This is a genomic window from Streptomyces sp. NPDC005925 (genome assembly GCF_040638805.1).
Classification (GTDB): domain Bacteria; phylum Actinomycetota; class Actinomycetes; order Streptomycetales; family Streptomycetaceae; genus Streptomyces.
In genome coordinates, this window is sequence record NZ_JBEXVL010000011.1 from 157514 (window position 1) to 183659 (window position 26146).

At 71.0% G+C, this 26146-nt stretch carries 18 protein-coding genes, 6 tRNA genes and 1 riboswitch; of the genes, 13 read left to right on the plus strand and 11 right to left on the minus strand.

The features are described 5' to 3' along the window. Positions 1-27 precede the first annotated feature (27 nt). On the plus strand, positions 28-1095 hold the full coding sequence (gene purM, locus ABZ354_RS16260) for a phosphoribosylformylglycinamidine cyclo-ligase (protein WP_358657126.1): 1068 nt from the start codon (positions 28-30) through the stop codon (positions 1093-1095). 153 nt (positions 1096-1248) lie between these two features. Here the strand turns inward: purM and ABZ354_RS16265 are convergent, their stop codons facing one another. Next, positions 1249-1500 carry a DUF3073 domain-containing protein gene (locus ABZ354_RS16265; RefSeq protein WP_279551926.1) on the minus strand — a complete coding sequence of 84 codons (252 nt, stop codon included), beginning with the start codon at positions 1498-1500 and terminating at the stop codon, positions 1249-1251. Between the two features lie 309 nt (positions 1501-1809). Next, entirely contained in the window at positions 1810-2895 is a 1086-nt protein-coding gene (locus ABZ354_RS16270) for a Glu/Leu/Phe/Val dehydrogenase dimerization domain-containing protein (protein ID WP_358657128.1), read from the minus strand. A 220-nt stretch (positions 2896-3115) separates the two neighbouring features. Between ABZ354_RS16270 and ABZ354_RS16275 the strand changes: the two genes are divergently transcribed. Further along, positions 3116-3967 carry a hypothetical protein gene (locus ABZ354_RS16275; protein ID WP_358657130.1) on the plus strand — a complete coding sequence of 284 codons (852 nt, stop codon included), beginning with the start codon at positions 3116-3118 and terminating at the stop codon, positions 3965-3967. A 563-nt stretch (positions 3968-4530) separates the two neighbouring features. Further along, positions 4531-4737, plus strand: a complete 207-nt coding sequence (bldC, locus tag ABZ354_RS16280) for a developmental transcriptional regulator BldC (protein WP_033321412.1) — start codon at positions 4531-4533, stop codon at positions 4735-4737. Positions 4738-5197: 460 nt separating this feature from the next. Here bldC and ABZ354_RS16285 read toward each other — a convergent pair whose 3' ends face one another. The 7 genes from ABZ354_RS16285 to ABZ354_RS16315 form a co-directional block, all read right to left on the minus strand. Next, a complete protein-coding gene (locus tag ABZ354_RS16285; RefSeq protein ID WP_358657133.1) occupies positions 5198-5392 on the minus strand; it encodes a DUF6274 family protein in 195 nt (64 codons plus the stop codon). 288 nt (positions 5393-5680) lie between these two features. Further along, positions 5681-5755, minus strand: a tRNA-Asp gene (locus ABZ354_RS16290). A 93-nt stretch (positions 5756-5848) separates the two neighbouring features. Next, positions 5849-9826, minus strand: a complete 3978-nt coding sequence (gene hrpA, locus ABZ354_RS16295) for an ATP-dependent RNA helicase HrpA (RefSeq protein ID WP_358657135.1) — start codon at positions 9824-9826, stop codon at positions 5849-5851. A 163-nt stretch (positions 9827-9989) separates the two neighbouring features. Then, positions 9990-10063: transfer RNA gene (locus ABZ354_RS16300), tRNA-Phe, on the minus strand. A 24-nt stretch (positions 10064-10087) separates the two neighbouring features. After that, positions 10088-10162: transfer RNA gene (locus ABZ354_RS16305), tRNA-Asp, on the minus strand. A 37-nt stretch (positions 10163-10199) separates the two neighbouring features. After that, a tRNA-Glu gene (locus ABZ354_RS16310) sits at positions 10200-10272 on the minus strand. 80 nt (positions 10273-10352) lie between these two features. Then, positions 10353-11990, minus strand: a complete 1638-nt coding sequence (locus tag ABZ354_RS16315) for a metallophosphoesterase (protein WP_358657137.1) — start codon at positions 11988-11990, stop codon at positions 10353-10355. A gap of 84 nt (positions 11991-12074) precedes the next feature. Here ABZ354_RS16315 and ABZ354_RS16320 point away from each other — a divergent pair, with 84 nt between their 5' ends. From ABZ354_RS16320 to ABZ354_RS16365, 10 genes are all read left to right on the plus strand, one after another. Beyond that, complete coding sequence (locus tag ABZ354_RS16320) at positions 12075-12425, plus strand: metallopeptidase family protein (protein WP_358657139.1); 351 nt, start codon at positions 12075-12077, stop codon at positions 12423-12425. 181 nt (positions 12426-12606) lie between these two features. Further along, complete coding sequence (locus ABZ354_RS16325) at positions 12607-13143, plus strand: hypothetical protein (RefSeq protein WP_358657141.1); 537 nt, start codon at positions 12607-12609, stop codon at positions 13141-13143. Positions 13144-13442: 299 nt separating this feature from the next. Then, positions 13443-15683, plus strand: coding sequence for a DEAD/DEAH box helicase (locus tag ABZ354_RS16330; protein WP_358657142.1), 2241 nt, complete (start codon positions 13443-13445; stop codon positions 15681-15683). Between the two features lie 147 nt (positions 15684-15830). After that, positions 15831-17366: an amino acid permease gene (locus ABZ354_RS16335; protein WP_358657144.1), complete on the plus strand. Its 1536-nt coding sequence runs from the start codon at positions 15831-15833 to the stop codon at positions 17364-17366. Positions 17367-17477: 111 nt separating this feature from the next. Then, positions 17478-17550 (plus strand) — tRNA-Lys (locus ABZ354_RS16340). A gap of 236 nt (positions 17551-17786) precedes the next feature. Beyond that, complete coding sequence (locus ABZ354_RS16345; protein ID WP_358657146.1) at positions 17787-18926, plus strand: dihydrofolate reductase family protein; 1140 nt, start codon at positions 17787-17789, stop codon at positions 18924-18926. A 283-nt stretch (positions 18927-19209) separates the two neighbouring features. Next, positions 19210-20337: an alginate lyase family protein gene (locus ABZ354_RS16350; protein WP_358657148.1), complete on the plus strand. Its 1128-nt coding sequence runs from the start codon at positions 19210-19212 to the stop codon at positions 20335-20337. Between the two features lie 103 nt (positions 20338-20440). Continuing rightward, positions 20441-20514, plus strand: a tRNA-Met gene (locus tag ABZ354_RS16355). 388 nt (positions 20515-20902) lie between these two features. Continuing rightward, a riboswitch (cyclic di-AMP (ydaO/yuaA leader) is annotated at positions 20903-21060 on the plus strand. A gap of 13 nt (positions 21061-21073) precedes the next feature. Continuing rightward, positions 21074-22105: a M23 family metallopeptidase gene (locus ABZ354_RS16360; RefSeq protein ID WP_358657150.1), complete on the plus strand. Its 1032-nt coding sequence runs from the start codon at positions 21074-21076 to the stop codon at positions 22103-22105. Between the two features lie 254 nt (positions 22106-22359). Further along, on the plus strand, positions 22360-23304 hold the full coding sequence (locus ABZ354_RS16365) for an aldo/keto reductase (protein WP_358657152.1): 945 nt from the start codon (positions 22360-22362) through the stop codon (positions 23302-23304). 24 nt (positions 23305-23328) lie between these two features. Here the strand turns inward: ABZ354_RS16365 and ABZ354_RS16370 are convergent, their stop codons facing one another. Next, positions 23329-24717 (minus strand): PrsW family intramembrane metalloprotease, encoded by a 1389-nt coding sequence (locus ABZ354_RS16370; RefSeq protein ID WP_358657154.1) that lies wholly within the window; start codon positions 24715-24717, stop codon positions 23329-23331. Between the two features lie 129 nt (positions 24718-24846). Further along, entirely contained in the window at positions 24847-25674 is an 828-nt protein-coding gene (gene trmB / locus ABZ354_RS16375; RefSeq protein WP_358657156.1) for a tRNA (guanosine(46)-N7)-methyltransferase TrmB, read from the minus strand. Positions 25675-26146 lie beyond the last annotated feature (472 nt).

Genomic DNA, 26146 nt, shown 5'->3' on the forward strand with positions numbered 1-26146 from the left:
TGTACGACACGAAGGTTCTCATTAGCCATGTCTGAGACAACTGGTGCCAGCTACGCAGCCGCGGGCGTCGACATCGAAGCGGGCGACCGCGCCGTCGAGCTCATGAAGGAGTGGGTGAAGAAGACGCAGCGCCCCGAGGTCCTCGGCGGCCTCGGCGGCTTCGCCGGCCTCTTCGACGCCTCCGCCCTGAAGAACTACGAGCGCCCGCTGCTCGCCTCCGCCACCGACGGCGTCGGCACCAAGGTGGACGTCGCCCGCCGCATGGGCGTCTACGACACGATCGGCCACGACCTGGTCGCCATGGTCATGGACGACATCGTGGTGTGCGGCGCCGAGCCGCTGTTCATGACCGATTACATCTGCGTCGGCAAGGTGCACCCCGAGCGCGTCGCCGCCGTCGTCAAGGGCATCGCCGAGGGCTGCGTGCTCGCCGGCTGCGCCCTGGTCGGCGGAGAGACGGCCGAACACCCCGGCCTGCTCGGCCCGGACGACTTCGATGTCGCGGGCGCCGGCACGGGCGTGGTCGAAGCCGACCGCCTGCTCGGCGCGGATCGTATCCGTACGGGTGATTCGGTGATCGCCATGGCGTCCTCCGGCCTTCATTCCAACGGGTACTCGCTCGTCCGGCACGTCCTGCTGGACCAGGCCGGCATGGCACTCGACCGCCACGTGGACGACCTCGGCCGCACCCTCGGCGAGGAACTGCTGGTGCCGACGAAGATCTACTCGCTGGACTGCCTGGCCCTGATGCGCACCACCGAAGTGCACGCTTTCAGCCACGTCACCGGCGGCGGTCTGGCGGCCAACCTGGCCCGCGTGATCCCGGACGGCCTGCACGCGGTCGTGGACCGCTCCACCTGGACCCCGGCGCCGATCTTCGGCCTTGTCGGCCGGACCGGCTCTGTCGAGCGCCTGGAGCTGGAGAAGACGCTGAACATGGGCGTCGGCATGATCGCGATCGTCCCGGAGGAGTCCACGGACGTGGCCCTGGCGACCCTGGCCGACCGCGGCGTGGACGCCTGGGTGGCCGGCGAGATCACCGACCGCGGCGACCACGCCACGGGCGCGGCGATGACCGGTGACTACGCGGGCTGAGCGGTGGCGGCTGCCCTCGCGCCTCACGCGTCCACATCTCACGCGTCCTTGTATCCGCCCTTCACGCACCGCCCGTGGCGCGAAGGGCGTGCGGGCAGCACAGAGCCCGGTCGGTGACCGAAGTCACCGACCGGGCGGATGCTCAGTGCAAGGTCAAGCGCCGCGACGCTGCTGCGGGGACTGGCCGTCCTCGTCCTCGTCGTCGTCCTCGTAGAGGTCGGCGTACTTTGCGTACAGGTCGTCGTCTTGCTCATCGTCCTCGAACCGTTCGCCGCCATTCGGCGACGCGTTCGCAGTCGATGCGCCCAGCTCCTCGGCCAGGCGTGCGAGATCAGTCCCACCGCTGTTGTACTTCAGCTGGCGGGCGACCTTCGTCTGCTTGGCCTTGGCCCGGCCGCGCCCCATGGCTCGACCCCCTCAACGACGGGGCTCGACGGCCCCAGAGTCTTGACACGCGTTCATGATCCGGAACGGACTCTCCGTGGAGAGGCCGGTCCGTAGGGCTTCCACGGTACCTGAGCCCGCGCCCATACGGTACGTCGCCCGCAGGACGTCGCCGCGCCCGGGACCTTCGAGGAGCCCTGTCCTCGCTGGTCAACCGCGATTTTAACCACTTATCGGCAGTCGACCCGCCGGGAAAGGTGAGAGTTCTCTCCAACCGGCCCCCGGCGGGTACCGCTCACACCCGGGCAGACCCGGGTGTGAGGAGGACGATCAGCGTGTCGCGCGGGCCTCCGCCATGCGCTGCTCGGCGATCCGGTCGGCCGCCGCGGCCGGCGGAATCCCATCCGTCTTCGCACGTGCGAATATGGCGAGCGTGGTGTCGTAGATCTTCGCCGCCTTCGCCCTGCACCGCTCGAAGTCGAAGCCGTGCAGCTCGTCGGCGACCTGGATGACACCGCCGGCGTTCACCACGTAGTCCGGCGCGTAGAGGATCCCGCGGTCCGCGAGGTCCTTCTCGACGCCCGGGTGGGCGAGCTGGTTGTTGGCCGCGCCGCACACCACCCTGGCGGTCAGCACCGGCACGGTCTCGTCGTTCAGAGCGCCGCCCAGCGCGCACGGGGCGTAGATGTCGAGGTCCTCGACACGGATCAGCGCGTCGGTGCCGGCGACGGAGCGCACCCCGGGGTGCCGCTCGACGATGCGCCGCACGGCGTCCTCCCGGACGTCCGTGATCACGACGTGCGCGCCCTCGGACATCAGGTGCTCGACCAGGTGGTGCCCGACCTTGCCGACACCTGCGACACCGACGGTCCGGTCACGAAGCGAGGGGTCGCCCCACAGGTGCTGGGCGGAGGCCCGCATGCCCTGGTAGACGCCGAACGCCGTGAGGACGGAGGAGTCGCCGGCGCCGCCGTTCTCGGGGGAGCGGCCCGTGGTCCAGCGGCATTCCCGGGCCACCACGTCCATGTCGGCGACGTACGTGCCGACGTCGCACGCGGTGACGTAGCGGCCCCCGAGGGAGGCGACGCAGCGGCCGTACGCGAGGAGCAGTTCCTCGGTCTTGATCCGCTCCGGGTCGCCGATGATCACAGCTTTGCCGCCGCCGTGGTCGAGACCGGCCATGGCGTTCTTGTACGACATGCCGCGCGCGAGGTTCAGGGCGTCGGCTACGGCCTCTTCCTCACTCGCGTACGGGTAGAAGCGCGTACCGCCGAGGGCGGGGCCCAGTGCGGTGGAGTGGATGGCGACGACTGCTTTGAGGCCACTGGCGCGGTCCTGGCAGAGCACGACTTGCTCATGACCCCCCTGGTCCGAGTGGAACAGGGTGTGCAGGACGCCGTCGGTTACGTCGGTCACTGTGGTGACTCCTGAGTAAATAGCGGCGGGGGGTAAAGCCCCCGTACGGGTGGCGGGCGCTGTGAGCATGAGATTAGAGCCTGGTGCGCCCGTGGGTCCCACAGTGCTCAGGATCACGTCCGCGTGGGGTACCGGCGTGCGACCATTTGCATAGTTTTCATGCGAGATCGTGAGGGGAATCTGCAGTTTTTCCCATCGGAGGGCGGGGGAGGGAGCAGGCGTGCCCAAGGTGTCCTCGGTGACCGTCCCGTACGCGGCGTACCTCCGCGTGTACGAGCCTTTGGCCGCATTCCCGGAGCCGGAGCGCGGGCACTGGGCGCGCTATGCGCGCCGCCCCCACCGCCCCACGTACCAGGACGAACTGCGCCGCTCGCTGGCCGACCTGCTGCCCACACCGCCCGTCCCGGTGCCGGTGCACGAGAGCGGGGACGCGTTCGTCATCGAGGCCGACGGGGTGGTCTGCGTCTGCCCCTGGCGCACCCGGCTGCGCGGCTGGCAGGCACTCCCGCAGGTCGCCGCGGAGCTTTCGCAGCCCGTCCTGGACGCGGTGCTGCCCCCGGTCCTGCGCCGCGAGGCCGCACAGGACTACGAGCGCTGGCTGGCCCGCAACCCCGACGCGCGCCCCTGGATCCGCACGGCCACCTGGCAGGTGCCGATCAACTGGTTCGTGCTGGTCGAGGACGGCGAGCGCGAGTACGAGAAAGGATCGGGCGCGCGTGAGGGAAGTGCGCCCCTGCTGCGCTACCGCACGCCCATGGTGCAGGCCCGGCGTCGGGTCGCGCGCGGACTGCGCGCCCTGAAGGACGCGATCGAGGAGGGGCCGCTCATCGACGGCCTCCTGGACGTCGGGCGCTGGCTGGAGGAGTTCCACCCCCGGTCCTTCGTGGAGCTGGACTACGGCGGCCTGGTGCACGCCCTGCGGGCGGATGAGCTGGAGGACGACCACTCGGCGGCCGACGTGGCCGAGGGCATCGACGCGCTGCGGCGCGGTGACGGGGGAGCGGCGGCCGAGGCGTACGGGCGGCTCGTGGAGCGGTGGCGGGCCGTGCGGGACCTGCGGTCCGCGAACTGACGTTTGACGGGGCGCCCGTCTTGGGGTTTTGTCTTCGCACTGAGGTGCGCATCCAGCCCGAGTCGAGTCTGCCCTGAAGGGTCGTCAGTACGGTCTTCATGACGGACGTAGGTCCCGATCCGGGCGTATGTGTCAACTGCGTCAAGCGTGACGGACTGCACTAACGCGGCCCTTGCGCCCCTTGCCCACCCTCATGCCAAAATAGGACAAGGAGTCCGCAAGGACTCTGTTCGCCCAACTCTGTTGTGGAGTGGGGGGAATCTCGGCATTGCACGACTCTGGGCGCCCGGTGCCTCCTGATCGTCCTGTGACTGATCGTCACAGTGACGTGACTGTCCGCTATGGCATAGTCCATCGGCTTCCGTCGCTGATGAACACCTGGGGGGGCAATTCCATCGGTTTGGCCGAGGCGGCTGGACAGATGGTGTAGTTGTAGTGCCGAGGACAAGCCGTTCGTCCTATAACCGACTCGACCCGCGTCCGCCATTTCGGGCAACGTGGGTCAAGGTGCAGAATTTAGAGGAAAGAACCGAGAAGGTTCGGTTCTCCCGAGGAGGCCGCTCATGACCGCTCGCACCCCTGATGCCGAGCCGCTGCTGACCCCGGCTGAGGTCGCCACGATGTTCCGCGTCGACCCCAAGACGGTCACGCGGTGGGCGAAGGCCGGCAAGCTCACGTCGATCCGCACGCTCGGCGGACACCGCCGTTACCGCGAGGCCGAGGTCCGCGCTCTGCTCGCGGGTATCCCGCAACAGCGCACCGAGGCCTGAACAACCGCATAACCAGGCAGAACGTCACGTTCCCCCAATGTGCCGAGACGCCTGAAACACCGCACCACACGATGCGGGGACTGCCCCAACGGCCCCCACGCCCAAGCAGCCCGGAGTTCTCCGGGTGAGCAGCAGGAAGCGTCGTCGATCGCGCTGGACTCCGCCGGGTCCAGCGCGGTTTTTTTTGTGCCCTTCGGGGGCCGCCGACGGCCGTTCTGTGAGCGGGGTTGTCGGGGTCTGGGGAGAGGTGTCGGAACCTCTGTGAGAGGGCTGGGAGGAGAGTGCAATTGTACATATTAAATTGACCTGTTGTAGGTGAGGGGTAAGTTCAGGGCCCATCAAAAATCATGCAGTGACACCCGTCACGTGCTGAGAGGCTTGTGACCCTTGGCACGTGTGAGCTAATGGAACACGCCATTCCACCGCCCGCCGCCGGGACGGGAGTTGACGCCGCCGAGGCTCACGCGGGCGAGGGGCTCTCGTCCTCCGCCGCTGCCTCCTGGCCCTCCGTGTCCGCCGACGGGGCCGCGTCCATCGCCAGTCTCAGGAGGCGGTGGCAGATGGGGCAGCGGCGGGTGACGTGACCGTAGGAGGAAGCGGCCGACAAATGCGCGCGGAGCAGGGCTCGCGTCTCGTGCCTGGCCGATGCCGCCATACGCCACCTCCGGCGGGCCCACGGAAGGACCCTGCCTCATTGGGGTACCGAGCCGTTGAGAGACCGTCAAGACGGCGCGAGGGCGGAAGGGTGAACCGGTGAGGAATCCGCGGCGAAGGGCCGCGGTGAACCGCAGGAGCCCCGCGCGGCACCGGCAGGGCTCAGCGGGACGTCGACAGGGCCTCGCGCGTCACCACGGGCGGGAAAGGCGCCCGGAGGGACCGGTCCTCAAGCGCACCGGGGCATGCAGAAGGGCCCGGGTCTCGCGACCCGGGCCCTTCTCTCTTGCGGTCCTGACGGGATTTGAACCCGCGGCCTCCACCTTGACAGGGTGGCGAGCACTCCAAACTGCTCCACAGGACCAGGTTTCGCAGGGCGATTCGTGCGTTGCGCTGCGAGAAGGACTGTACAGGAGTGCGCGCCTCCTGGTCGAACTCACCCACCGTGCAGGGGCCGTTACGGTGAGGCCGCGTCGATCGCCTTCACGATCCGTTTGTCCGACACGGGGTACGCCGTGCCGAGCGCGTGGGCGAAATAGCTGACCCGGAGCTCCTCGATCATCCAGCGGATGTCCAGGACCTGCCGCGGCACCGGCCGGCCCTGCGGCAACTGCTCCAGCAGCCAGGCGTACTCGTCCTGCATCTCGTGCACCTTGGCCATGCGCGTGGTGTCCCGCTGCGCGTTCGTGGGCATCTGCTGCAGCCGTCGGTCCGCAGCGACCAGATAGCGCATCAGGTCGGGCAGGCGCCGCACCCCCGCCTCCGTCACGAAGCCGGGCTTCACAAGGCCGTCCAGCTGCCTGCGTACGTCCTGGAGGTTCGGCAGCAGCGCGGGGCTCCGGGCGGCCTTCAGACGGCGCTCGCAGGACTGCCAGGCGGCCAGCACCTGCTGTACCTGACCCACCGTCCGGACCGTCGTGTCGACGATCTCGGCACGGACCTTGTCGTACAGGGTGCGGTACGACCCCTCGTCCCACGCCGGCCCGCCGAAGTCGGCGATCAGCTTGTCCGCCGCCGCCATGGCGCAGTCGTCGAACAGCGCCTGGACGGAACCGTGCGGATTCGCGGACAAGGCCAGCTTTTGAGGATTGGTCAGCTTTTCGGACGCGAACTTCGCAGGGTTGACCGGAATGGTGCGCAGGATCAGCCGGCGCGTGCCGCGCCACATCGCCTGCGCCTGCCCGGCCTCCGTGTCGAAGAGCCGTACGGAGACGGTGTCACCGTCGTCCACCAGGGCCGGGTAGGCCTTCACCGGCTGTCCGGCGCGGCGCGTCTCGAAGACACGGCTCAGCGTGCCGATCGTCCAGTCCGTCAGGCCGGTGCGCTCCAGGGACTCGCCGCCCTGCCGCTCGGCGGTCGCGGCGGCGGCCCGGGAGATGGCTTTCCGGGCCCTCGGACGCAGCGTCAGCCGCAGCGCCTCCAGGTCCTTGTCCTCGGCCAGCTTGCGACGCCGTTCGTCGATGATCCGGAACGTGATCCTGAGATGGTCGGGGACCTTGTCCCAGTCGAAGTCGTCCGCCCCGAACGGCACCCCCACCATGCGCTTCAGCTCGCGCGCCATGGTCAGCGTCAGCGGCTCCTGGAGGGGGACGGCCGTGTCCAGGAAACGCTTCGCGAAGTCCGGCGCGGGCACGTAGTTGCGGCGGATCGGCTTCGGCAGGGAACGGATCAGCTCGGTGACCACTTCGTGCCGCAGGCCCGGGATCTGCCAGTCGAAGCCCTCGTCCGTGACCTGATTGAGCACCTGCAGCGGGATGTGCACGGTCACGCCGTCCGCGTCCGCGCCCGGCTCGAACTGGTACGTCACCCGGAACGTGAGCCGGCCCTGCCGCCAGGAGTCCGGATAGTCGTCCTTGCTGACCGCGCCCGCCCGCTCGTTGATGAGCATCTCGCGCTCGAAGTCGAGGAAGTCGGGCTGCTCGTGCCGCTTGTGCTTCCACCACGAGTCGAAGTGCGCGCCGGACACCACGTGGTCGGGGATCCGCTGCTCGTAGAAGTCGAACAGCGTCTCGTCGTCCACCAGGATGTCCCGGCGCCGTGCCCGGTGCTCCAGCTCCTCGACCTCGGTGAGGAGCCGGCGGTTGTCGGTGAAGAACTTGTGGTGCGTACGCCAGTCGCCCTCCACGAGCGCGTTGCGGATGAACAGCTCGCGGCTGGCCTCCGGGTCGATCCGCCCATAGTTCACCTTCCGCTGCGCCACGATCGGCACGCCGTACAGCGTGACCTTCTCGTACGCCATCACCGCGGCCTGGTCCTTCTCCCAGTGCGGTTCGCTGTACGTCCGCTTCAGCAGGTGCTCGGCGAGCGGCTCGACCCACTCCGGCTCGATCCTCGCGTTGACGCGCGCCCAGAGCCGGGACGTCTCGACGAGCTCGGCGCTCATCACGAACCGCGGCGGCTTCTTGAACAGCGCCGAGCCCGGGAAGATCGCGAACTTGGCGTTGCGGGCGCCGATGTACTCGTTGCGCCCGCTGTCCTTGCGCCCGCCCGGCCCGGAGTCCTTGGACTCCTTCACGTCCTTCATGCCGATGTGGGACAGCAGACCGGCGAGGAGGGAGACGTGGATGCGCTCGGCGGGGGCATCGTCGTCGTTGAGGTGGATGCCCATCTGCTTGGCGACCGTGCGCAGCTGCGCGTAGATGTCCTGCCACTCGCGGATGCGCAGGAAGTTCAGGTACTCCTGCTTGCACATCCGCCGGAAGGAGCTCGACCCCCGCTCCTTCTGCTGCTCACGGATGTAGCGCCACAGGTTGAGGTAGGCGAGGAAGTCACTGGTCTCGTCCTTGAAACGGGCGTGCTGCTGGTCGGCCTGCGCCTGCTTGTCGGCGGGACGTTCGCGCGGGTCCTGGATGGACAGGGCGGCCGCGACGACCATGACCTCGCGGACACAGCCGTTCCGGTCGGCCTCCAGCACCATCCGCGCCAGCCGGGGGTCGACGGGCAGCTGGGCCAGCTTGCGGCCGGTGTCCGTGAGCCGTTTGCGCGGGTCCTTCTGCGCCGGGTCGAGGGCGCCGAGCTCCTGGAGCAACTGCACACCGTCGCGGATGTTGCGGTGGTCCGGCGGGTCGATGAACGGGAACTTCTCGATCTCGCCGAGGCCGGCCGCGGTCATCTGCAGGATGACTGACGCCAGGTTCGTCCGCAGGATCTCCGCGTCCGTGAACTCCGGGCGGGACAGGAAGTCGTCCTCGCTGTAGAGACGGATGCAGATGCCGTCGGACGTACGGCCGCAGCGACCCTTGCGCTGGTTGGCGCTGGCCTGCGAAATCGCCTCGATCGGCAGCCGCTGCACCTTGGTGCGGTGGCTGTAGCGGGAGATACGGGCGAAGCCCGGGTCGATGACGTACTTGATGCCGGGGACGGTCAGGGACGTCTCGGCGACGTTCGTGGCGAGTACGATCCTGCGTCCGCCGTGCTGCTGGAAGACGCGGTGCTGCTCGGCGTGCGACAGCCGGGCGTACAGCGGGAGCACCTCGGTGAACCGGTAGTTCTTCTTGGTGAGCGCGTCCGCCGTGTCGCGGATCTCCCGCTCACCGGACAGGAACACCAGGACGTCGCCGGGCCCTTCCGCCATCAGCTCCTCGACGGCGTCCGTGATCGCCGTGATCTGGTCGCGGTCGGCGTCGTCGGAGTCCTCCTCGAGCAGCGGGCGGTACCGCACCTCCACCGGGTACGTCCGACCGCTGACCTCGATGATCGGGGCGTCCCCGAAGTGCCGCGAGAAGCGCTCCGGATCGATGGTCGCCGACGTGATGACGACCTTGAGGTCGGGCCGCTTCGGCAGCAGCTGCGCCAGATACCCGAGCAGGAAGTCGATGTTGAGGGACCGTTCGTGCGCCTCGTCGATGATGATCGTGTCGTAGGCGCGCAGCTCGCGGTCGGTCTGGATCTCGGCGAGCAGGATGCCGTCCGTCATCAGTTTGACGAACGTGGCGTCCGGGTTCACCTGGTCGGTGAACCGCACCTTCCAGCCGACGGCCTCCCCCAGTGGGGTGTCCAGCTCCTCCGCCACGCGCTCGGCGACCGTGCGGGCGGCGATCCTGCGCGGCTGGGTGTGCCCGATCATGCCGCGCACGCCGCGCCCCAGCTCCAGGCAGATCTTCGGAATCTGCGTGGTCTTGCCGGACCCGGTCTCACCGGCCACGATCACGACCTGGTGATCACGGACGGCCTCCGCGATCACGTCCTTCTTCTGGCTGACCGGCAGCTGTTCGGGATACGTGATCCGGGGGAGGCGGGCGCGCCGCTCCGCCATCCGTTGCCCGGCCCTGTCGACCTCGGCCTCGATCTCGGCGAGAACGGCGGCACGGGCCTCCGGCTTACGGATCTTGCGGGCACCCTCGAGCCTGCGCCCGAGCCGGTGCGCGTCACGCAGCGACAACTCGGACAGACGGGGGGCGAGGGCGCCGAGGGCGGGGGCAGGGTGCGTAGACATACGGATTCCAGGATCTCATCCCGGCGAAAAACGTGGCGAACGCTTTTGTGAGGGCCTCGCGTCGGGAGGCGGGCGGGCCCGCTCGGGCCACCGTGCTCACCGGGTTTGCCGGACTGCAGGGCACAACCAAAACCCCCGCCGATGATCTCGACGGGGGTTGTTGTGGCTGGGGCCGGGGTCGAACCGGCGACCTTCCGCTTTTCAGGCGGACGCTCGTACCAACTGAGCTACCCAGCCACGAGGTTTCACGTGAAACCTCAGCGGTCCTGACGGGATTTGAACCCGCGGCCTCCACCTTGACAGGGTGGCGAGCACTCCAAACTGCTCCACAGGACCAAGCGTGTTGTACGACAGTGTCGCACAGCGTACTGCGTGCCCCCAACGGGATTCGAACCCGTGCTACCGCCTTGAAAGGGCGGCGTCCTAGGCCGCTAGACGATGAGGGCTATCGGCCCGCCTGGGCGCTTCTCAGCGCGTCGGGGACGTGAGAAGCATATGGGATGGCGGGACCTATCGCCAAAACGGTTTACGGGCTCGTCGCCGCCGGGGCCGGCGCCCGGCCTGCGGCGGGTTTCGCAGCGGGACCGGAGGCGGGACCGGGGGAGGGGGTGCCGGGTGATGGCGTGCCCGGTGACGGCGTCGCTCCCGGCTGGTTCTCCTTCGGCAGATGGCGGCTGACCTCGGCCGCCGACTCGCCGAGCCCGCCGAGCCTGATCTCGTCCCAGGCCTGGAGGCGGTGCGAGTCGCGGTCGACGTAGAGGATCGACGCCTGCACGGGGTCCGGGTACTTGCCTTCGACGGCGCGCAGCCCGCTGCCGCCCGTGGAGCCCTCGACGCGCAGCCGGGTGCCGTACTTCATGACCTCCATCCTTTCGTGGTGGACATGGCCGGCCAGCACCAGCGGCACCTCCCCGTCCACCCCGCGGGCGGCCTCCGGTTCGTGGGTGACGGCGATGTCCGCCGGTTTGGCGGCGGCGCGCAGGTCGCGCAGCGCGGAGGCGAGGCGGGCGCCGGCGATCTCCTGCACCCGGCCGCCGCCGGGCCCGGCCGAGCGGTCCGGGGTGAACTGGGGGTCGCCGATGCCGGCGAAGCGCAGACCGGCGACGGACGTCGACCGGCCCTCGTCCAGGACGTGCACGTTCTTCAGGCCGCGCAGGTAGCGCTGGGTGATCATCGAGTCGTGGTTGCCGCGCACCCAGACGTAGGGGGCGTCCAGGTCCTCGATGGGGTCCAGGAAGCCGTTCTCGGCGGCCGTGCCGTGGTCCATGGTGTCGCCGGAGTCCACGATCACGTCAACCTGGTACTGCTTCACCAGCGAGGCGATGATCTTCCAGCTCGCCGGGTTGAGGTGGATGTCCGACACGTGCAGCACCCGGATCGTCGTCGGGTCGGGCCGGTAGGCGGGCAGCGTGGACGTGACGTCGTAGAGCTTGGTCACGTTCGTCACCAGGCGGGCCAGTTCCTGCTGGTAGACGTCGAACTCGGTGACGATGCTGCGTGCGTCGCCGACCAGGGACGGGGCGGAGGACAGCAGCCCGGAGAACTTCGGTTCCAGGACCGAGTCGGGGTGCCAGGTGGCGTACGCGGTGCCGCCCGATGCGGCCAGCAGGGTGAGGGCGAGGCCGCCGGCGGCGAGGGCGCGGCGCGGGCGCCGGTAGACGGCGAGCCCGAGGGCGGTGGCGCCGGCGACGACGGCGACGCCGGAGCGGACGGCCAGGTCCAGGGTGCCGTGCGCGATGTCGCGGGTGACCTCCTCCTGGAGTCCGGAGATGCGCTCGGGATGGTCGACCAGGGCCTGGGAGCGGGCCGGGTCGAGCTGGTCGACGTTGACGTCCAGGCGGACGGGCGCGGTGTGACTGTCGAGCTGCAGGGCGCCCAGCGGTGAGACGTTGATCTTCGTGCCGCCCGTGAGGGAGGGGCGCAGGGTCATCGTCGTGTCCATGGGTCCCACCGGGGCTCGGACGTCGCCCACGATCAGCAGGCCGAGCCAGGCGCCGAGCAGGACGACGGCGACGAGGCCGAGCGCGTGGGCCCACGGGTGGGGCCGGCGGACGAGTTCGACGGTCGCGGGCGCCTGGCGGGCACGGTAGCGGCGTACGAGGGCGCGCGGGAGACCGGCGAGTCGGTGCGGGAGCTTCTGGGCGGCGGCGGGGACGCGGGCCATTGATCCCGTATGCCCAAGTAGTGCGTCGGATATGCGGGCGTCCGCGACTCTCGCCCGGGCGTGACGTGCCCGACAATGGGCGGTGTGCTGGAGATGACGCGTGAGGAGTTCGAGGAACTGGTCGCGGAGGCGCTCGACCGGATTCCGCCGGAGTTGACCCGTCTGATGGACAACGTCGCGGTGTTCGTCGAGGACGAGCCGCCCGCCGACGACCCCGAGCTGCTCGGGCTGTACGAGGGGACTCCGCTGACCGAGCGCGGCGAGTGGTACGCGGGTGTGCTGCCCGACCGGATCACGGTCTACCGGGGACCGACGCTGCGGCTGTGCGCGTCGCGGGAGGAGGTCGTCGAGGAGACCGAGGTGACCGTGGTGCACGAGATCGCGCATCACTTCGGTATCGACGACGAGCGGCTGCACGCCCTGGGATACGGCTGACGGGCGGGTCGAAGAGCAGGTGGGGAGCGGGTCGACCGGCTGACGGCTCGTCGGGATCGCCGGCAGGCGGGTGTCCTTCCGGGAGCCCGGCGGCGGATTGCCGTGCTCGGCGCGTGTCTTCTTGTGGGCCAGGGGAGTTGGGCAGGTTGACTCCTCTCCCGTCCCCCGGAGGTCGCTTCCCGTGCGCCCCTTGTACCTCTCCGTCCGTGTGGCCACCGCGGTCCTGGCCGTTGCCGCTGTCGCCGGCTGCATGAGCGTGGGCGGTGACCAGGGCGAGCGCGCCAAGCCGTCGCACTCCGTGAAACAGGAGGGCGGTGAGGTGCCCGACGGAGGGACGGCCGTGGGCGGGGCCTACGGACACCGGCCGACGGGCGACGGAGGAGAAGCGGACACCGGCGGGACCGGCGCGAAGAGCGGCCGGGCGAAGGGCGAGGACGGGGCGGCTGCGGCGTCTCCCGGGGCCTCGCCGTCCGCCGGTCCGAGCCGGTCCGCTCCCGCGCCGGGCGGTGCGGGTGGGCCCGACGGATCCACGCCGCCCCGCGACGACGACCCCACCCCGAGCAACACGCCCGAGCCGCAGCCCACGCCGACGAAGGAGCCGTCGGTCTCGCCGACACCCGAGCCGACGATGGCCGAACCGTCCTCGTCGGCGCACGAGCCGCAGGGCTCGCAGGTGCGCTACCAGGAACCGTCGCCGGAAGCGGGGGCGCCGGTCTAGAACCCTGGCCGACGGGCTCCCGTCCGCCGCCCGACGGACCGCCGCCGTCCCGGTCTCGCGGCGCCCGACGCGGCAGGTGTACCCCGTAGGAGGGACCGGCAGGAGCTCAATTTGCTTTCGGGGGCCCGGGGTGCGTATGGTGGCAGATCGTTTGATCCTATTTGCCCGGCGCCAACGCAGAGCGCGCCGTGTGGCGCGTACTCTCCTTTGCCGTGGCTGACCGCATCGAGGCGGTCGAATTGCGATTCACGGAGTTGACGGGCGCGTGCCGACGAGACTCCGGAAGGTTTCGCATTCGCATGTCCATCACCAGTTCTGATCACGTCGTCATGCCCGAGAACGAGGGCATCGACACCACCGAGGACACCACCACCGAGCCCACCTTCGCCGACCTCGGCCTCCCCGAGGGCATCGTGCGCAAGCTCGCGCAGAACGGCGTGACCTCCCCCTTCCCGATCCAGGCCGCGACCATCCCGGACGCCCTGGCCGGCAAGGACATCCTCGGCCGTGGCCGCACCGGCTCCGGCAAGACCCTCTCCTTCGGTCTGCCGGCGCTGGCGACGCTGGCCGGCGGACGCACCGAGAAGCACAAGCCGCGCGCCGTCATCCTGACGCCGACGCGTGAGCTGGCCATGCAGGTCGCCGACGCGCTCCAGCCGTACGGCGACGTCCTCGGCCTGAAGATGAAGGTCGTCTGCGGCGGCACCTCCATGGGCAACCAGATCTACGCCCTCGAGCGCGGCGTCGACGTCCTCGTCGCCACCCCCGGCCGCCTGCGCGACATCATCAACCGCGGCGCCTGCTCGCTGGAGAACGTGCAGATCGCGGTACTCGACGAGGCCGACCAGATGTCCGACCTGGGCTTCCTGCCCGAGGTCACCGAGCTGCTCGACCAGATCCCGGCGGGCGGGCAGCGCATGCTGTTCTCGGCCACCATGGAGAACGAGATCTCCACGCTGGTCAAGCGCTACCTGACCGACCCCGTCACGCACGAGGTCGACAGCGCCCAGGGCAACGTCACGACGATGTCCCACCACATCCTCATCGTGAAGCCCAAGGACAAGGCTCCGGTCACCGCCGCGATCGCCTCCCGCAAGGGCCGCACGATCATCTTCGTCCGCACCCAGCTGGGCGCCGACCGCATCGCCGAGCAGCTCTGCGACTCCGGTGTGAAGGCCGACGCGCTGCACGGCGGCATGACCCAGGGCGCGCGCACCCGGGTGCTCGAGGACTTCAAGAAGGGCTACGTCAACGCGCTCGTCGCGACCGACGTCGCCGCCCGCGGCATCCACGTCGACGGCATCGACCTCGTCCTCAACGTGGACCCGGCCGGCGACCACAAGGACTACCTGCACCGCGCGGGCCGTACGGCGCGTGCCGGCCGCACCGGCACCGTCGTCTCCCTCTCCCTGCCGCACCAGCGGCGTCAGATCTTCCGCCAGATGGAGGACGCGGGCGTCGACGCCGCGCGCCACATCATCCAGGGCGGCGCGGCCTTCGACTCGGAGGTCGCCGAGATCACCGGCGCCCGGTCCATGACCGAGGTGCAGGCCGAGTCCGCGGGCAACGCCGCGCAGCAGGCCGAGCGTGAGGTCTCCCACCTCACCAAGCAGCTGGAGCGGGCGCAGCGGCGCGCGAGCGAGCTGCGCGAGGAGGCCGACCGGCTGCTCGCCCGTGCCGCGCGCGAGCGGGGCGAGGACCCGGCCGTGGTCCTGGCGGAGGCGGCCGAGGCCGTCGCGTCCGACGCCGTGTCCGACACCGAGGTCGTGGTGCCGGCGCAGGCGGGTGCGCAGGACGTGGAGCGGGTCGAGCGGACGGACCGGGTCGAGCGCGAGGCGCGTACGGAGGCCCCGGCACCGTACGAGCGTCGCGAGCGCCGGGACAACGACCGCGGTGACCGCGGTGGTGACCGTGGCGGTTTCCGTCGTGACGACCGTGGCGGTGACCGCGGTGGCTTCCGTCGCGATGATCGTCGTGACGACCGTGGTGGCCGTACCTTCGAGCGTCGTGACGAGCGTGGCGGTGACCGTGGTGGTTTCCGTCGTGACGACCGTCGTGACGAGCGTGGCGGTGACCGTGGCGGCTTCCGTCGCGATGATCGTCGTGACGACCGTGGTGGCCGTACCTTCGAGCGTCGTGACGAGCGTGGCGGCGACCGTGGTGCTGACCGTGGTGGTTTCCGTCGTGACGACCGTCGTGACGACCGTGGCGGTGACCGTGGCGGCTTCCGCCGGGACGACCGTCGGGACGACCGTGGTGGCCGTACCTTCGAGCGCCGTGACGGCGAGCGCGGCGGTTTCCGCCGGGAGGAGCGCCGTGACGGCGACCGCCCCGGTTTCCGCCGTGACGAGCGTGGCGGCCACCGTGGCAGCGACCGTCCGTTCAACCGCGACCGCCAGGGCGACCGCCCCGGCTTCCGCTCCGGCGGCCACGACCGCCCGTACGGCCGTCGTGACGACCACCGCGGCACCGGCACCGGCACCGGCACCGGCTCCTTCGGGCGTCGCGACGACAAGCCGCGCTGGAAGCGCAACGGCTGACGCCCGCTGAACCCATCGGCTCACTGAAGGGCCCGGACGACGATTCGATCGCCGTCCGGGCCCTTCGGCGTGTCGATTCCGGTGTACCTCGGCGGTTCTCCTGTGCCCGGCGGTTCTGCCGTCCCCGGCGAGGGAATCGCAGGGGACATGACGGATGACGACACAGTGAGCGGGCTGTCGGACGAAGAGCGGCTGGCCCAGCTCGGTTACACGCAGGTTCTCGCCCGCCGCATGTCGGCGTTCTCCAACTACGCGGTCTCCTTCACCATCATCTCGGTGCTGTCGGGCTGCCTCACCCTCTACCTGTTCGGCATGAACACCGGCGGGCCCGCCGTGATCACCTGGGGCTGGGTCGCCGTAGGCCTGATGACGCTGTTCGTCGGCCTGTCCATGGCCGAGATCTGCTCGGCGTACCCGACGTCGGCCGGCCTGTACTTCTGGGCGCACCGCCTGGCACCCCGGCGTACGGCCGCCGCCTGGGCCTGGTTCACGGGCTGGTTCAACGTCCTCGGCCAGGTGGCCGTGACCGCGGGCATCGACTTCGGTGCGGCCTCCTTCCTCGGCGCCTATCTCAACCTGCAGTTCGGCTTCGAGGTGACCCCGGGCCGCACGATCCTGCTGTTCGCCGGGATCCTCGTCCTGCACGGGCTGCTCAACACCTTCGGTGTGCGTGTCGTCGGCCTGCTCAACAGCATCAGCGTGTGGTGGCACGTGGTCGGCGTCGCGGTCATCGTCGGCGCGCTGGCCTTCGTACCGGACCACCACCAGTCGGCGTCCTTCGTCTTCGGCGAGTTCGTCGACAACACCGGCTGGGGTAGCGGCCCGTACGTCGTCCTGCTCGGCCTGCTCATGGCGCAGTACACCTTCACCGGCTACGACGCCTCCGCGCACATGACGGAGGAGACCCACGACGCGTCGACCGCCGGGCCGAAGGGCATCGTCCGCTCCATCTGGACGTCCTGGATCGCCGGTTTCGTCCTCCTCCTCGGCTTCACCTTCGCCATCCAGTCCTACGAGGGCGCGCTGGCGTCACCGACGGGCGCGCCGCCCGCGCAGATCCTCCTCGACGCGCTCGGCGCGACCGCCGGAAAACTGCTGCTGCTCGTCGTCATCGGGGCGCAGCTGTTCTGCGGCATGGCGTCCGTGACGGCCAACAGCCGCATGATCTACGCCTTCTCGCGCGACGGCGCCCTGCCCTTCTCGCACGTCTGGCACACCGTCAGCCCGCGCACCCGCACCCCCGTCGCCGCGGTCTGGCTGGCGGCCCTGGGCGCGCTCGCCCTCGGCCTGCCGTACCTGATCAACGTCACGGCGTACGCGGCGGTGACCTCGATCGCCGTCATCGGCCTCTACATCGCGTACGTCATCCCGACCTTCCTGCGGGTCCGCAAGGGCGCCGCCTTCGAACGCGGGCCGTGGCACCTGGGCCGCTGGTCGGGCGTGATCGGCGTGGTCGCGGTGGCGTGGGTCGTCGTGATCACCGTCCTGTTCATGCTGCCGCAGGTCTCCCCGGTCACCTGGGAGTCCTTCAACTACGCCCCGATCGCCGTCCTGGCTGTGCTCGGCTTCGCCGCGACCTGGTGGCTGGCGTCGGCCCGCCACTGGTTCCTCAACCCGGACCACGCACGCACACGGGCGCGTGAACAGGCCCGGGGGCAAGCGCCGGAACCGGTCGATCCGTAACCTGCCGCGGCACCCGCAGACCCGCATCCACCCGCCGGCCACGGCCACGCCCCGATACCCGATCGGCGCCCCGGCCTCGTCCCGCTATGCTCGGGGGAGGCAACAACGCCCGGGCCCTTAGCTCAATTGGCAGAGCAGTGGACTTTTAATCCATTGGTTGTGGGTTCGAGTCCCACAGGGCCTACACCTCGGCCCCCGGTCAGACAGCGTCCGACCGGGGGCCGGCGTCGTGTCGTGGAGGACCGCCGGATGGTCGGCGACCGCAGGGCACGGGCAGGACCGAGCTGTCGCGTCGGGCAAGAGCCCGGTGATCGCCGCCGGCCACACCTGCGGGACTCCACGAAGGGCACCCGACGCGCGCCCCCGCCGGCCGGGCAAGGGCAGGCGGCGTTCTCCAGGGGGGCGTTACACAATGGGGCCATGCCTCTGCCGTACGTCCTGCTGTCCGCCGCCGTCTCCCTCGACGGCTGCCTGGACGACACCGGCCCCGAGCGGCTGCTGCTGTCCGGCGCGGCCGACTTCGACCGGGTGGACGAGGTGCGGGCGTCCGTCGACGCGATCCTCGTCGGCGCCGGCACGATCCGCGCCGACAACCCCCGGCTGCTGGTCAACTCGCCCGGTCGGCGCGCCGCCCGCCGGGCCGCCGGCCGGCCCGGCTTCCCGCTCAAGGTCACCGTCAGCGGGTCCGGGGACCTCGACCCGGCGGCCCACTTCTGGCACACCGGCGGGGACAAGGTCCTCTACACGACCGACGAGGGCGCCGAGCGGGCCCGGCGGCTCGCCGTCGCCGCCGACGTCGTACCGCTCGGGCCGGCGCTCGACTGGCGGGCGCTGCTGGAGCACCTGCACGACGTGCGCGGTGTCCAGCGGCTCATGGTCGAGGGCGGCGGCACCGTCCACACGCAGCTGCTTCAGCAGGGCCTCGCCGACGAACTCCAGCTCGTCCTCGCCCCCCTCCTGGTCGGCGACCCGGACGCACCCCGCCTGTTCGGGCCCGGCGGCTATCAGGGCGGCCGGCTGCGGCTCGTCGAGACCCGGCGCATCGAGGACGTCGTCCTGACCCGCTACGAACCCACCGCACCCGGCACCGGCACCGTGCCGTCCGCCGCAGACCGGCACTGGCTCGCCCTCGCCTGCGAGCTGGCCGCGAAGTGCCCGCCCTCCACGACCGCGTTCAGCGTGGGGGCCGTGGTGGTCGCCGCCGACGGGACCGAACTCGCCCGCGGGTACTCGCGGGAGGCCGGCGATCCCGTCGTGCACGCCGAGGAGGCCGCCCTCGCCAAACTCGACCCGGCCGACCCGAGGCTCACCGCCGCGACCGTCTACAGCAGCCTCGAACCCTGTGCCCGCCGCGCCTCCCGGCCCCGGCCCTGCGCCCGGCTCGTCCTCGACGCGGGGGCCCGCCGGGTGGTGACCGCGTGGCGCGAGCCGGACACCTTCGTCCCGGGCGCGAATGGCAACGGGGTACTGGCGGCCGGGGGCGCGGACGTCGTCGTGCTGCCCGAGTACGAGGAGCGGGCCAAGGCGCCCAACCGGCACCTGTCCGCCCCGCCCGCCTGAACGTCCGCCCGCCGGACGCTCCCCGCGCCCCCCGCACTCGGCCCTTCGGCCCATCAGATCCTGCGGCCCGCCTGCCGCCGCGTCACGCTGCCAGTGAGCCGGCACGCACGATGACGAGGAGGAGCTCAGGATGGGGTCAGTGGAGTCAGGGACGGAGCGGGCGCCGGAGAGTGCGCGGGGCGCGGGACGGCCCGGTCATTCCGGTGCGCAGACGGCCCCGACCCGCGGGGCGGCGGCATCACGTCGTCGTGCCGCCGCGCTTCTCGCCGTACCGCTCGCCGCCGTGCTCGTCGCCTCCTGCGGAACGGCGGGACCGGACGGCCGGACCAGGACGCGCGCCCTGGCCGCCGACGCCGACTTCACCCACCCGGGCGTCCTGGTCGGCGAGGACCAGCTGGCCGACGTACGGAAGAACGTGACCGAGGGCAGGCAGCCGTGGCTGAAGGCCTACTTGGCCATGCGGGACAGCCGGTACGGCTCGTACAAGTACCGGCCCCGGCCCCGAGCCACCGTCACCTGCCCCGTCGGCGGCCGGCGCGGACGCGGCTGCGCCGAGGAGCGCGCCGACGCCATCGCCGCGTACACCCAGGCCCTCCTCTTCACGGTCACCGGCAAGCGGCAGCACGCCGTCAAGGCCAGGGAGATCATGGACGCCTGGTCGGGCCGGCTGAAGGGACACGGCGTCGAGGGCGCCGGGCCGGCCGCCGCCACCTGGGCGCGGGCCGCGGAGATCGTGCGCCACACCCGGGGCGCGGGCTGGCCCGCCACGCGCGTACGGCGCTTTGAGAACATGCTGCGCGGTGTCCACCTGCCCGCCGTCAGCGCGAAGAAGCCGGCCCGCAGCGCGGGCCAGGACCTCGTCATGACCGACGGCGCCATCTCGATCGCCGTGTTCCTGAACGACCACGAGGCCTTCGACCGGTCCCTGGCACGCTTCCGTGACCGCGTGCCCACCTACTTCGCCGGGAAGAACGGCCTCACCCAGGACACCTGCCGGGGCCTGCCGCAGGTCGGCCAGGGCATCGCCGCCACCTCCCACATCGCCGAGACGGCCTGGCACCAGGGCGTCGACCTGTACGGCGAGGTCAAGGACCGTCTGTCGGCCGCGCTCACCGTGCACGCCCGCCGCCAGCTCGGCGAGCCGGAGTCCGTGTCCGGGGCCCGGTGCGCTGGGCGGGACGTCCGTGGTGGCGGGAGCGGCAGCGCCGGGCAGCCCGGCGGAGGCCTGGGGCCCGGTCTGGAGGTCGCCCTGCACCACCTGGAGGACCGGCTCGGCGGCTCCGTCCCGGCAGCCCACCGGCTCGCGGCCGGGGCCCGGCCCGCCGGTACGGACAACGGGTCCGTGGCCTGGGAGACGCTCACCCACGTGGCGAAGCCCGGTGAGAAATCCGCGGAGAAGTCCGTCGGGTAGGCGGACACCCCGTCGGACAGCCCGCTCGGCGGCCGTTGAATCACCCGCCGGACAACCCTGGTGCTCAGGGCCTCGCGGATGACGTACACTGGAGTCACAACGGCGCGGGGTGGAGCAGCTCGGTAGCTCGCTGGGCTCATAACCCAGAGGTCGCAGGTTCAAATCCTGTCCCCGCTACTGAAGGCCGAGGGCCGGAATCCGAAAGGGTTCCGGCCCTTGGTGTTTTCTGTGGTCCTTCTCCGTCGCCGTGTTCCTCTTCTTCGCCTTCTTTTCCCGGCCGGACTCCATTCCGCCGACGGCGCCCCTCCCCTCGTACCCCTCACTGACCGTGATCGACCCGTCCCGCTCCGATAACAACTGACGCAACGTCAGATTCTGTAGAGGGCGCGAAAAGGGCGCGCAAGGGGCGCGATGGTCGGTCAACTCGCCCGGTTTCGCCCCTCGGTGAGAAGTTGATTCGCGCGGAAACCGCTAATGATCAAGAGGAACAGCTTGGAATCCGGGCCACCCGTCTATTAACGTTCGATAACGCAGCGCGGTCGTCCCAGCCGTCACAAGGCGGCTCCGTGCTCACGCGCCGAATCCCGCGAGGGAACCGGGGAACCACCACCCTGGGGTGAATCGCACGTAGGCCCTCGTGGCAACACGACGGGTATACGCGCGTAGGAGACCTTCCTGCTCCGAACCCGTCAGCTAACCCGGTAGGCGGAGACGGAAGGAAAGGAGTACGCCCCACGTGGCGTCCAACCGGCCTGCCCCCGAGGCCCCGTTCATGCCGAGCCAGCGCACCACCGAGGCCTTCGGCTACGGCGAGTACCACAGTGACGAGGGTCCGTTCGAGGAATGGAATCCCACTGAGGAATCCCTTCGTCCGGTACGCGGCAGGCATCGTGTCGTCAAGCAGCGCGGCGGAGGACTCGCCCGCAGCTCCACCGTTCTCGGCGTCGGTGTCATAGCAGCCGTCGGCGCGGGCGGCATGGCCACCGCGCAGACCGGCAAGCCGCCGGTGTCGATCTCCATGCCCGACCTGCCCCACGTGGGCTCCCTGGCCTCGGACGACGGCGCCCGGGGCACCGCCAACCCGCTCAGCGGCATGGGCGCCGCCTCTGCCGCCACCGCCGGCCAGAGCGCCGCCGACGCCGGTGAGGCGCTGCGGGCCCGGATCATGGCGCAGGCCGAGCAGCAGCAGAGCCAGGCCGACAACAAGGCCGCCGACGCCGCTGTCGAAGCCGCCGAGAAGGCCGCGGCCGAAGCCGCCGCCAAGGCGGAGAAAGAGGCCGAGGAGAAGGCCGCCGCCGCCAAGGCCAAGGCCGAGAAGGAGGCCCGCAAGAAGGCCGAGGCCGAGCGGCTCGCCAAGCTGGCCCGCCAGTACACGCTGCCGACCGCCTCGTACACGATCAGCTCCGTCTTCGGCCAGGCCGGTTCGCTGTGGTCCTCCGGCCACCACACCGGCCTCGACTTCGCCGCGCCCACCGGCACGCTCCTCAAGGCGGTCCACTCGGGCACGATCACCGAGGCGGGCTGGGCCGGCTCCTACGGCTACCGCACGATCCTCACCCTCGAGGACGGCACGGAGCTCTGGTACTGCCACCAGTCGTCGATGAGCGTCGGCGTCGGGCAGAAGGTCACCACCGGTGACGTCATCGGCCGCGTCGGCGCCACGGGCAACGTCACCGGAGCCCACCTCCACCTGGAGGTCCACCCGGACGGCGCCGACGGCGGCATCGACCCGATGGCGTGGCTGCGGAGCAAGGGCCTCACTCCCTGAGCGGAGTGCTCGGGAGGGCGTCCCGCCTCGCCCCAGTGGCGTCCCGCCGGCATCTTCGCGATGCGGGCGGCGGCCCGTCCACGAGGCGGGCCCCCGCCCACGCTCGCCAGGCGGAGCCTCCCCGCGTGCGCGTCCTCGGACCCCGGCGGTCCTGGCGGCAACCCCCCGACGTCAGGGCTGCCGGTCACGCGATCTCCACCGGCCGCGCGGACAGCCGGGAATGAGCGGCTCCGTTACGGCCGTTGACGTATGACATGACGTCTCTTCGCAAGCTCGGCTACTCCGACCTCGAGGTTTTCCCGCTCGCCCTCGGCGGCAATGTCTTCGGCTGGACTGCCGACGAGCCGCAGTCCTTCGCCGTACTCGATGCCTACGCCGAGGCCGGCGGCAACTTCGTGGACACCGCCGACTCCTACTCGGCATGGGTCGACGGCAACAGCGGCGGCGAGTCCGAGACAGTCATCGGCAAGTGGATGCAGGCGCGCGGCAACCGGTCCGAGGTCGTCGTCGCCACCAAGGTCGGCCGGCACCCCGACCACCAGGGGCTCACCGCGGCCACCGTCAAGGCCGCCGCCGACGCCTCCCTGCGCCGCCTCGGCACCGACCACATCGACCTCTACTACACGCACTTCGACCAGCCCGAGGTGCCGGTCGAGGAGATCATCGGCGCGCTGGACGAGCTGGTGCGGGCCGGGAAGGTCCGGTACATCGGCGCCTCCAACATCTCGCCCGAGCGGCTGCGCGTCTCCCTGGAGTACTCCGATCGCGCCGGCCTCGCCCGCTACGTGGCGGTCCAGCCCCATTACAACCTGGTCTCCCGCGACACCTACGAGGGCGAACTGCGGGACCTCGCCGAGCACGCCGGTCTCGCCGCCGTGCCGTACTCCGCGCTGGCCTCCGGCTTCCTCACCGGCAAGTACCGGCCGGGCGTGAGCGTGGACAGCCCCCGCGCGGGCGGAGCGGCCAAGCACCTGGAGACCGAGCGCGGGCAGCGGGTGCTCGCCGCCCTCGACGAGATCGCCGCCGCGCACGAGGCGCCGGTCGCGACCGTGGCCCTGGCCTGGCTCGCCGCCCGGCCCACCGTCGCCGCCCCGATCGCCTCCGCCCGCACCGTGCGGCAGCTCCCCGACCTGCTGGGAGTGGCGGAACTGACACTCACCGCCGACGAGCTGGCACAGCTGACCCGGGCGTCGCGGTAACGCCCACCTCGCCCACCCCGCCCGCTACGACCGGTACGGGTTGAACCCGGGAGCGGGATCCGGAGCGGCGTACGGGTTCGTCGGACCGTACGCCGCCCGGGGGCCGTGGACGGCCGGGCCGTGTGTCGCCGGGCCGTGCATCGGCCACGGTGACGCGTACGGCGCGGGCGGTACGTACACCGGGACCGGTGGAGCCGTGACCCGGGCCGCGTACTCCAGGGCGGGGCGGGCGGCGTCGCGGCGGGCCCACAGTTCGTTCAGCAGTTCCCGCTCGCGGTTCACGAAGCCGGTCCCGGCCCTGCCCTGCCGGCCCCGGTGCCGCAGGAACGCCAGCGACGTCGCGTACGCCTCGTACCGTGCCACCTCCCGCGCCGCCGCCTTCCCGGCGTACCTGCGCGCGTACGTCCGGGCGATCCGGCGGGCCCGCATCGAGCCCAGCGCGAAGGGCTCCGGGGGCGTCAGCCAGCCCGCGGCCGCGTAGGCGGGCAGCTCGGTCCGTACCGTGCGCAGCTCGCGCTGGCGCGTCCAGATCACCAGCCACGTCAGCAGCCCGAACGCGGGCACCATGAACGCGCCGTACACGGCGATGAACCCGAACGGGCCGAACGTCGCGGAGCCGTTCCACAGCGCGTGCATGCCCATCGCGAGCAGCAGTCCGGTCAGCGGAAGCACCACGCGCCGCAGCAGCCGGTGGTCGCTGGACAGCGCGGTGATGCCGAAGCCGATGCCGGTGAGGACCGTGAACAGCGGGTGCGCGAAGGGCGACATGACGACGCGGACGAAGAAGGTCGCCGCGGTGACGGAGGCGATGCCGTCGTTGCCGGTGAGCTGGTCGGTGCCGAAGGCGGTACCGAGGTAGAGGATGTTCTCGGTGAACGCGAAGCCGGTGGCGGTGACCCCGGCTATCACCACGCCGTCGATGATCCCTGTGAAGTCCCGTCGGCGGAACAGGAAGACGAGGAGGACGGCGGCGGCCTTGGCGCTCTCCTCGACGACCGGTGCTATCACGGTCGCCCCGAGGGTGTTCGCGCCGGACGGGTCGGCGGTCGCCGTCGCTATCCACCTGGTCGCGAAGCTGTTGGCGACGATCGCTATCAGTGCCGCCGCGCAGGCACCCCACGCGAACGCGAACACCAGGTTCCGCCAGGGACCCGGCTCCACCCGGTCCAGCCAGCGGAACGCGGCCATCAGCAGCGGCACCGGCAGCACGGCGAGGCCGAGACCGACCAGGAAGCCCTCGGTGCCGGTCTGCTCGCGGACCAGGGCGAGGATGACGAGCCCGGACAGCGCGAGCAGCGTGCTCAGCGCTCCGTAACGCACCCACCTGCGCTGCCACCAGTGCGCATGCCGCAGCGCGCCGCCGGCGGCGGAGCTGGGAGGCGTCGGATACGGGTACGGGGGACTGGTGGCCACGGCAAGGACCCTCACGAGACAGGGGCGCCGTCCGCGGAGCGAGACGAGTCGGGCGCCGACGACGGGTCGGTCTTCGCGCTGCCGGCAGTCGTACCGCCGGCAGCCGACTGCGGTCGGTTCTTCGTGCGGTCAGTCCTCCCGCTGCCGGGCGTCGTGCTGCACGCGACGGAACAGCAGGTCGTTCACGACATGTCCCTTGTCCAGTCCCTGGCCCTCGAAACGGGTCAGCGGCCGGAACTCGGGGCGGGGGGCGAACCCGCCGTCGGGCCGGGTGTTCTCGAAGCCGGGATGCGCGGTGAGCACCTCGAGCATCTGCTCCGCGTACGGCTCCCAGTCGGTCGCGCAGTGCAGGAGGGCGCCGGGCCGCAGGCGGGCGGCGGCCAGCGTCACGAACTCCGGCTGGATCAGGCGCCGCTTGTGGTGCCGCTTCTTCGGCCAGGGGTCCGGGAAGTAGACGCGCAGTCCGGCGAGGGAGTCGGGGGCGAGCATCTCGCGGAGCAGGATGATCGCGTCGCCGTTGCCGACCCGGACGTTGGCCGTGCCCTGCTGGTCGGCGAGGTTGAGCAGATTGCCCTGGCCGGGGGTGTGGACGTCCACGGCGAGGATGTTCGTGGCCGGGTCGGCGGCGGCCATCCGCGCCGTGGCCTCGCCCATGCCGAATCCGATCTCCAGGACGACGGGGTTGTCGTTGCCGAACAGCTCGGCGAGGTCGATGACACCGCGCCCGTCGATGTCCAGGCCCCACTTGGGCCACAGCCGCTGCAGGGCGTCCGCCTGGCCCGCGGTCACTCGGCTGCGGCGCGGCTGGAAGCTCCGGATCCGCCGTTCGAAGTGCGACCCGGCGGGGTCGGCCTTCGGCCCGTCCGGGAAACGGGGCTCGCTCTTGGGCCGGACACGGCGGAACGAACCCTCGGAGGCGGGCCGGGGGGTTTCGGAGGAGTTCACGGAGTCAGACACAGTACGTCGAGTTTACGGCCGCCGAGGAGGGCGCCGACGGGAGCCGGGTTGGACCACGACGACGGTGCAAGCGAGAGCCGCGCCCGACCGCGACGACCGTGCTCACGAGGGCCGGGCCCGGCCACGACGACCGTGCTTGAGGGCCGCGCCCGACCGCGACGACCGTGCTTGCGAGAGCCGGGCCCGGGGGTGGCCGGCCGCCGACGGCCGTACGCAGGGGAACCAGGAGTCCAGCGCCGAGATGTCCGGCGCCAAGAGGTCGAGCGGCGGAGCAGCCGGGTGCCGGGCCGTGGGTGGCCGACCGTGGCGGCCGTACGCAGGTGGGCCAGGTGTCCACCGAGTAGTGGTGGGGCAGGGAAGCCGGGTGCCGGGCCGGGGGTGGCCGACCGTGGCGGCCGTACGCAGGTGGGCCAGGTGTCCACCGAGTGGTGGAGGGGCCGGGAAGCCGGGTGCCGGGCCGGGGGTGGCCGAG

Excerpts from the sequence above, each read along its gene's own strand:
- purM (WP_358657126.1), top strand. The coding sequence starts at position 28 with ATGTCTGAGACAACTGGTGCCAGCTACGCAGCCGCGGGCGTCGACATC.
- ABZ354_RS16265 (WP_279551926.1), bottom strand. The coding sequence starts at position 1,500 with ATGGGGCGCGGCCGGGCCAAGGCCAAGCAGACGAAGGTCGCCCGCCAG.
- bldC (WP_033321412.1), top strand. The coding sequence starts at position 4,531 with ATGACCGCTCGCACCCCTGATGCCGAGCCGCTGCTGACCCCGGCTGAG.
- ABZ354_RS16285 (WP_358657133.1), bottom strand. The coding sequence starts at position 5,392 with ATGGCGGCATCGGCCAGGCACGAGACGCGAGCCCTGCTCCGCGCGCAT.
- hrpA (WP_358657135.1), bottom strand. The coding sequence starts at position 9,826 with ATGTCTACGCACCCTGCCCCCGCCCTCGGCGCCCTCGCCCCCCGTCTG.
- ABZ354_RS16315 (WP_358657137.1), bottom strand. The coding sequence starts at position 11,990 with ATGGCCCGCGTCCCCGCCGCCGCCCAGAAGCTCCCGCACCGACTCGCC.
- ABZ354_RS16330 (WP_358657142.1), top strand. The coding sequence starts at position 13,443 with ATGTCCATCACCAGTTCTGATCACGTCGTCATGCCCGAGAACGAGGGC.
- ABZ354_RS16335 (WP_358657144.1), top strand. The coding sequence starts at position 15,831 with ATGACGGATGACGACACAGTGAGCGGGCTGTCGGACGAAGAGCGGCTG.
- ABZ354_RS16345 (WP_358657146.1), top strand. The coding sequence starts at position 17,787 with ATGCCTCTGCCGTACGTCCTGCTGTCCGCCGCCGTCTCCCTCGACGGC.
- ABZ354_RS16365 (WP_358657152.1), top strand. The coding sequence starts at position 22,360 with ATGACGTCTCTTCGCAAGCTCGGCTACTCCGACCTCGAGGTTTTCCCG.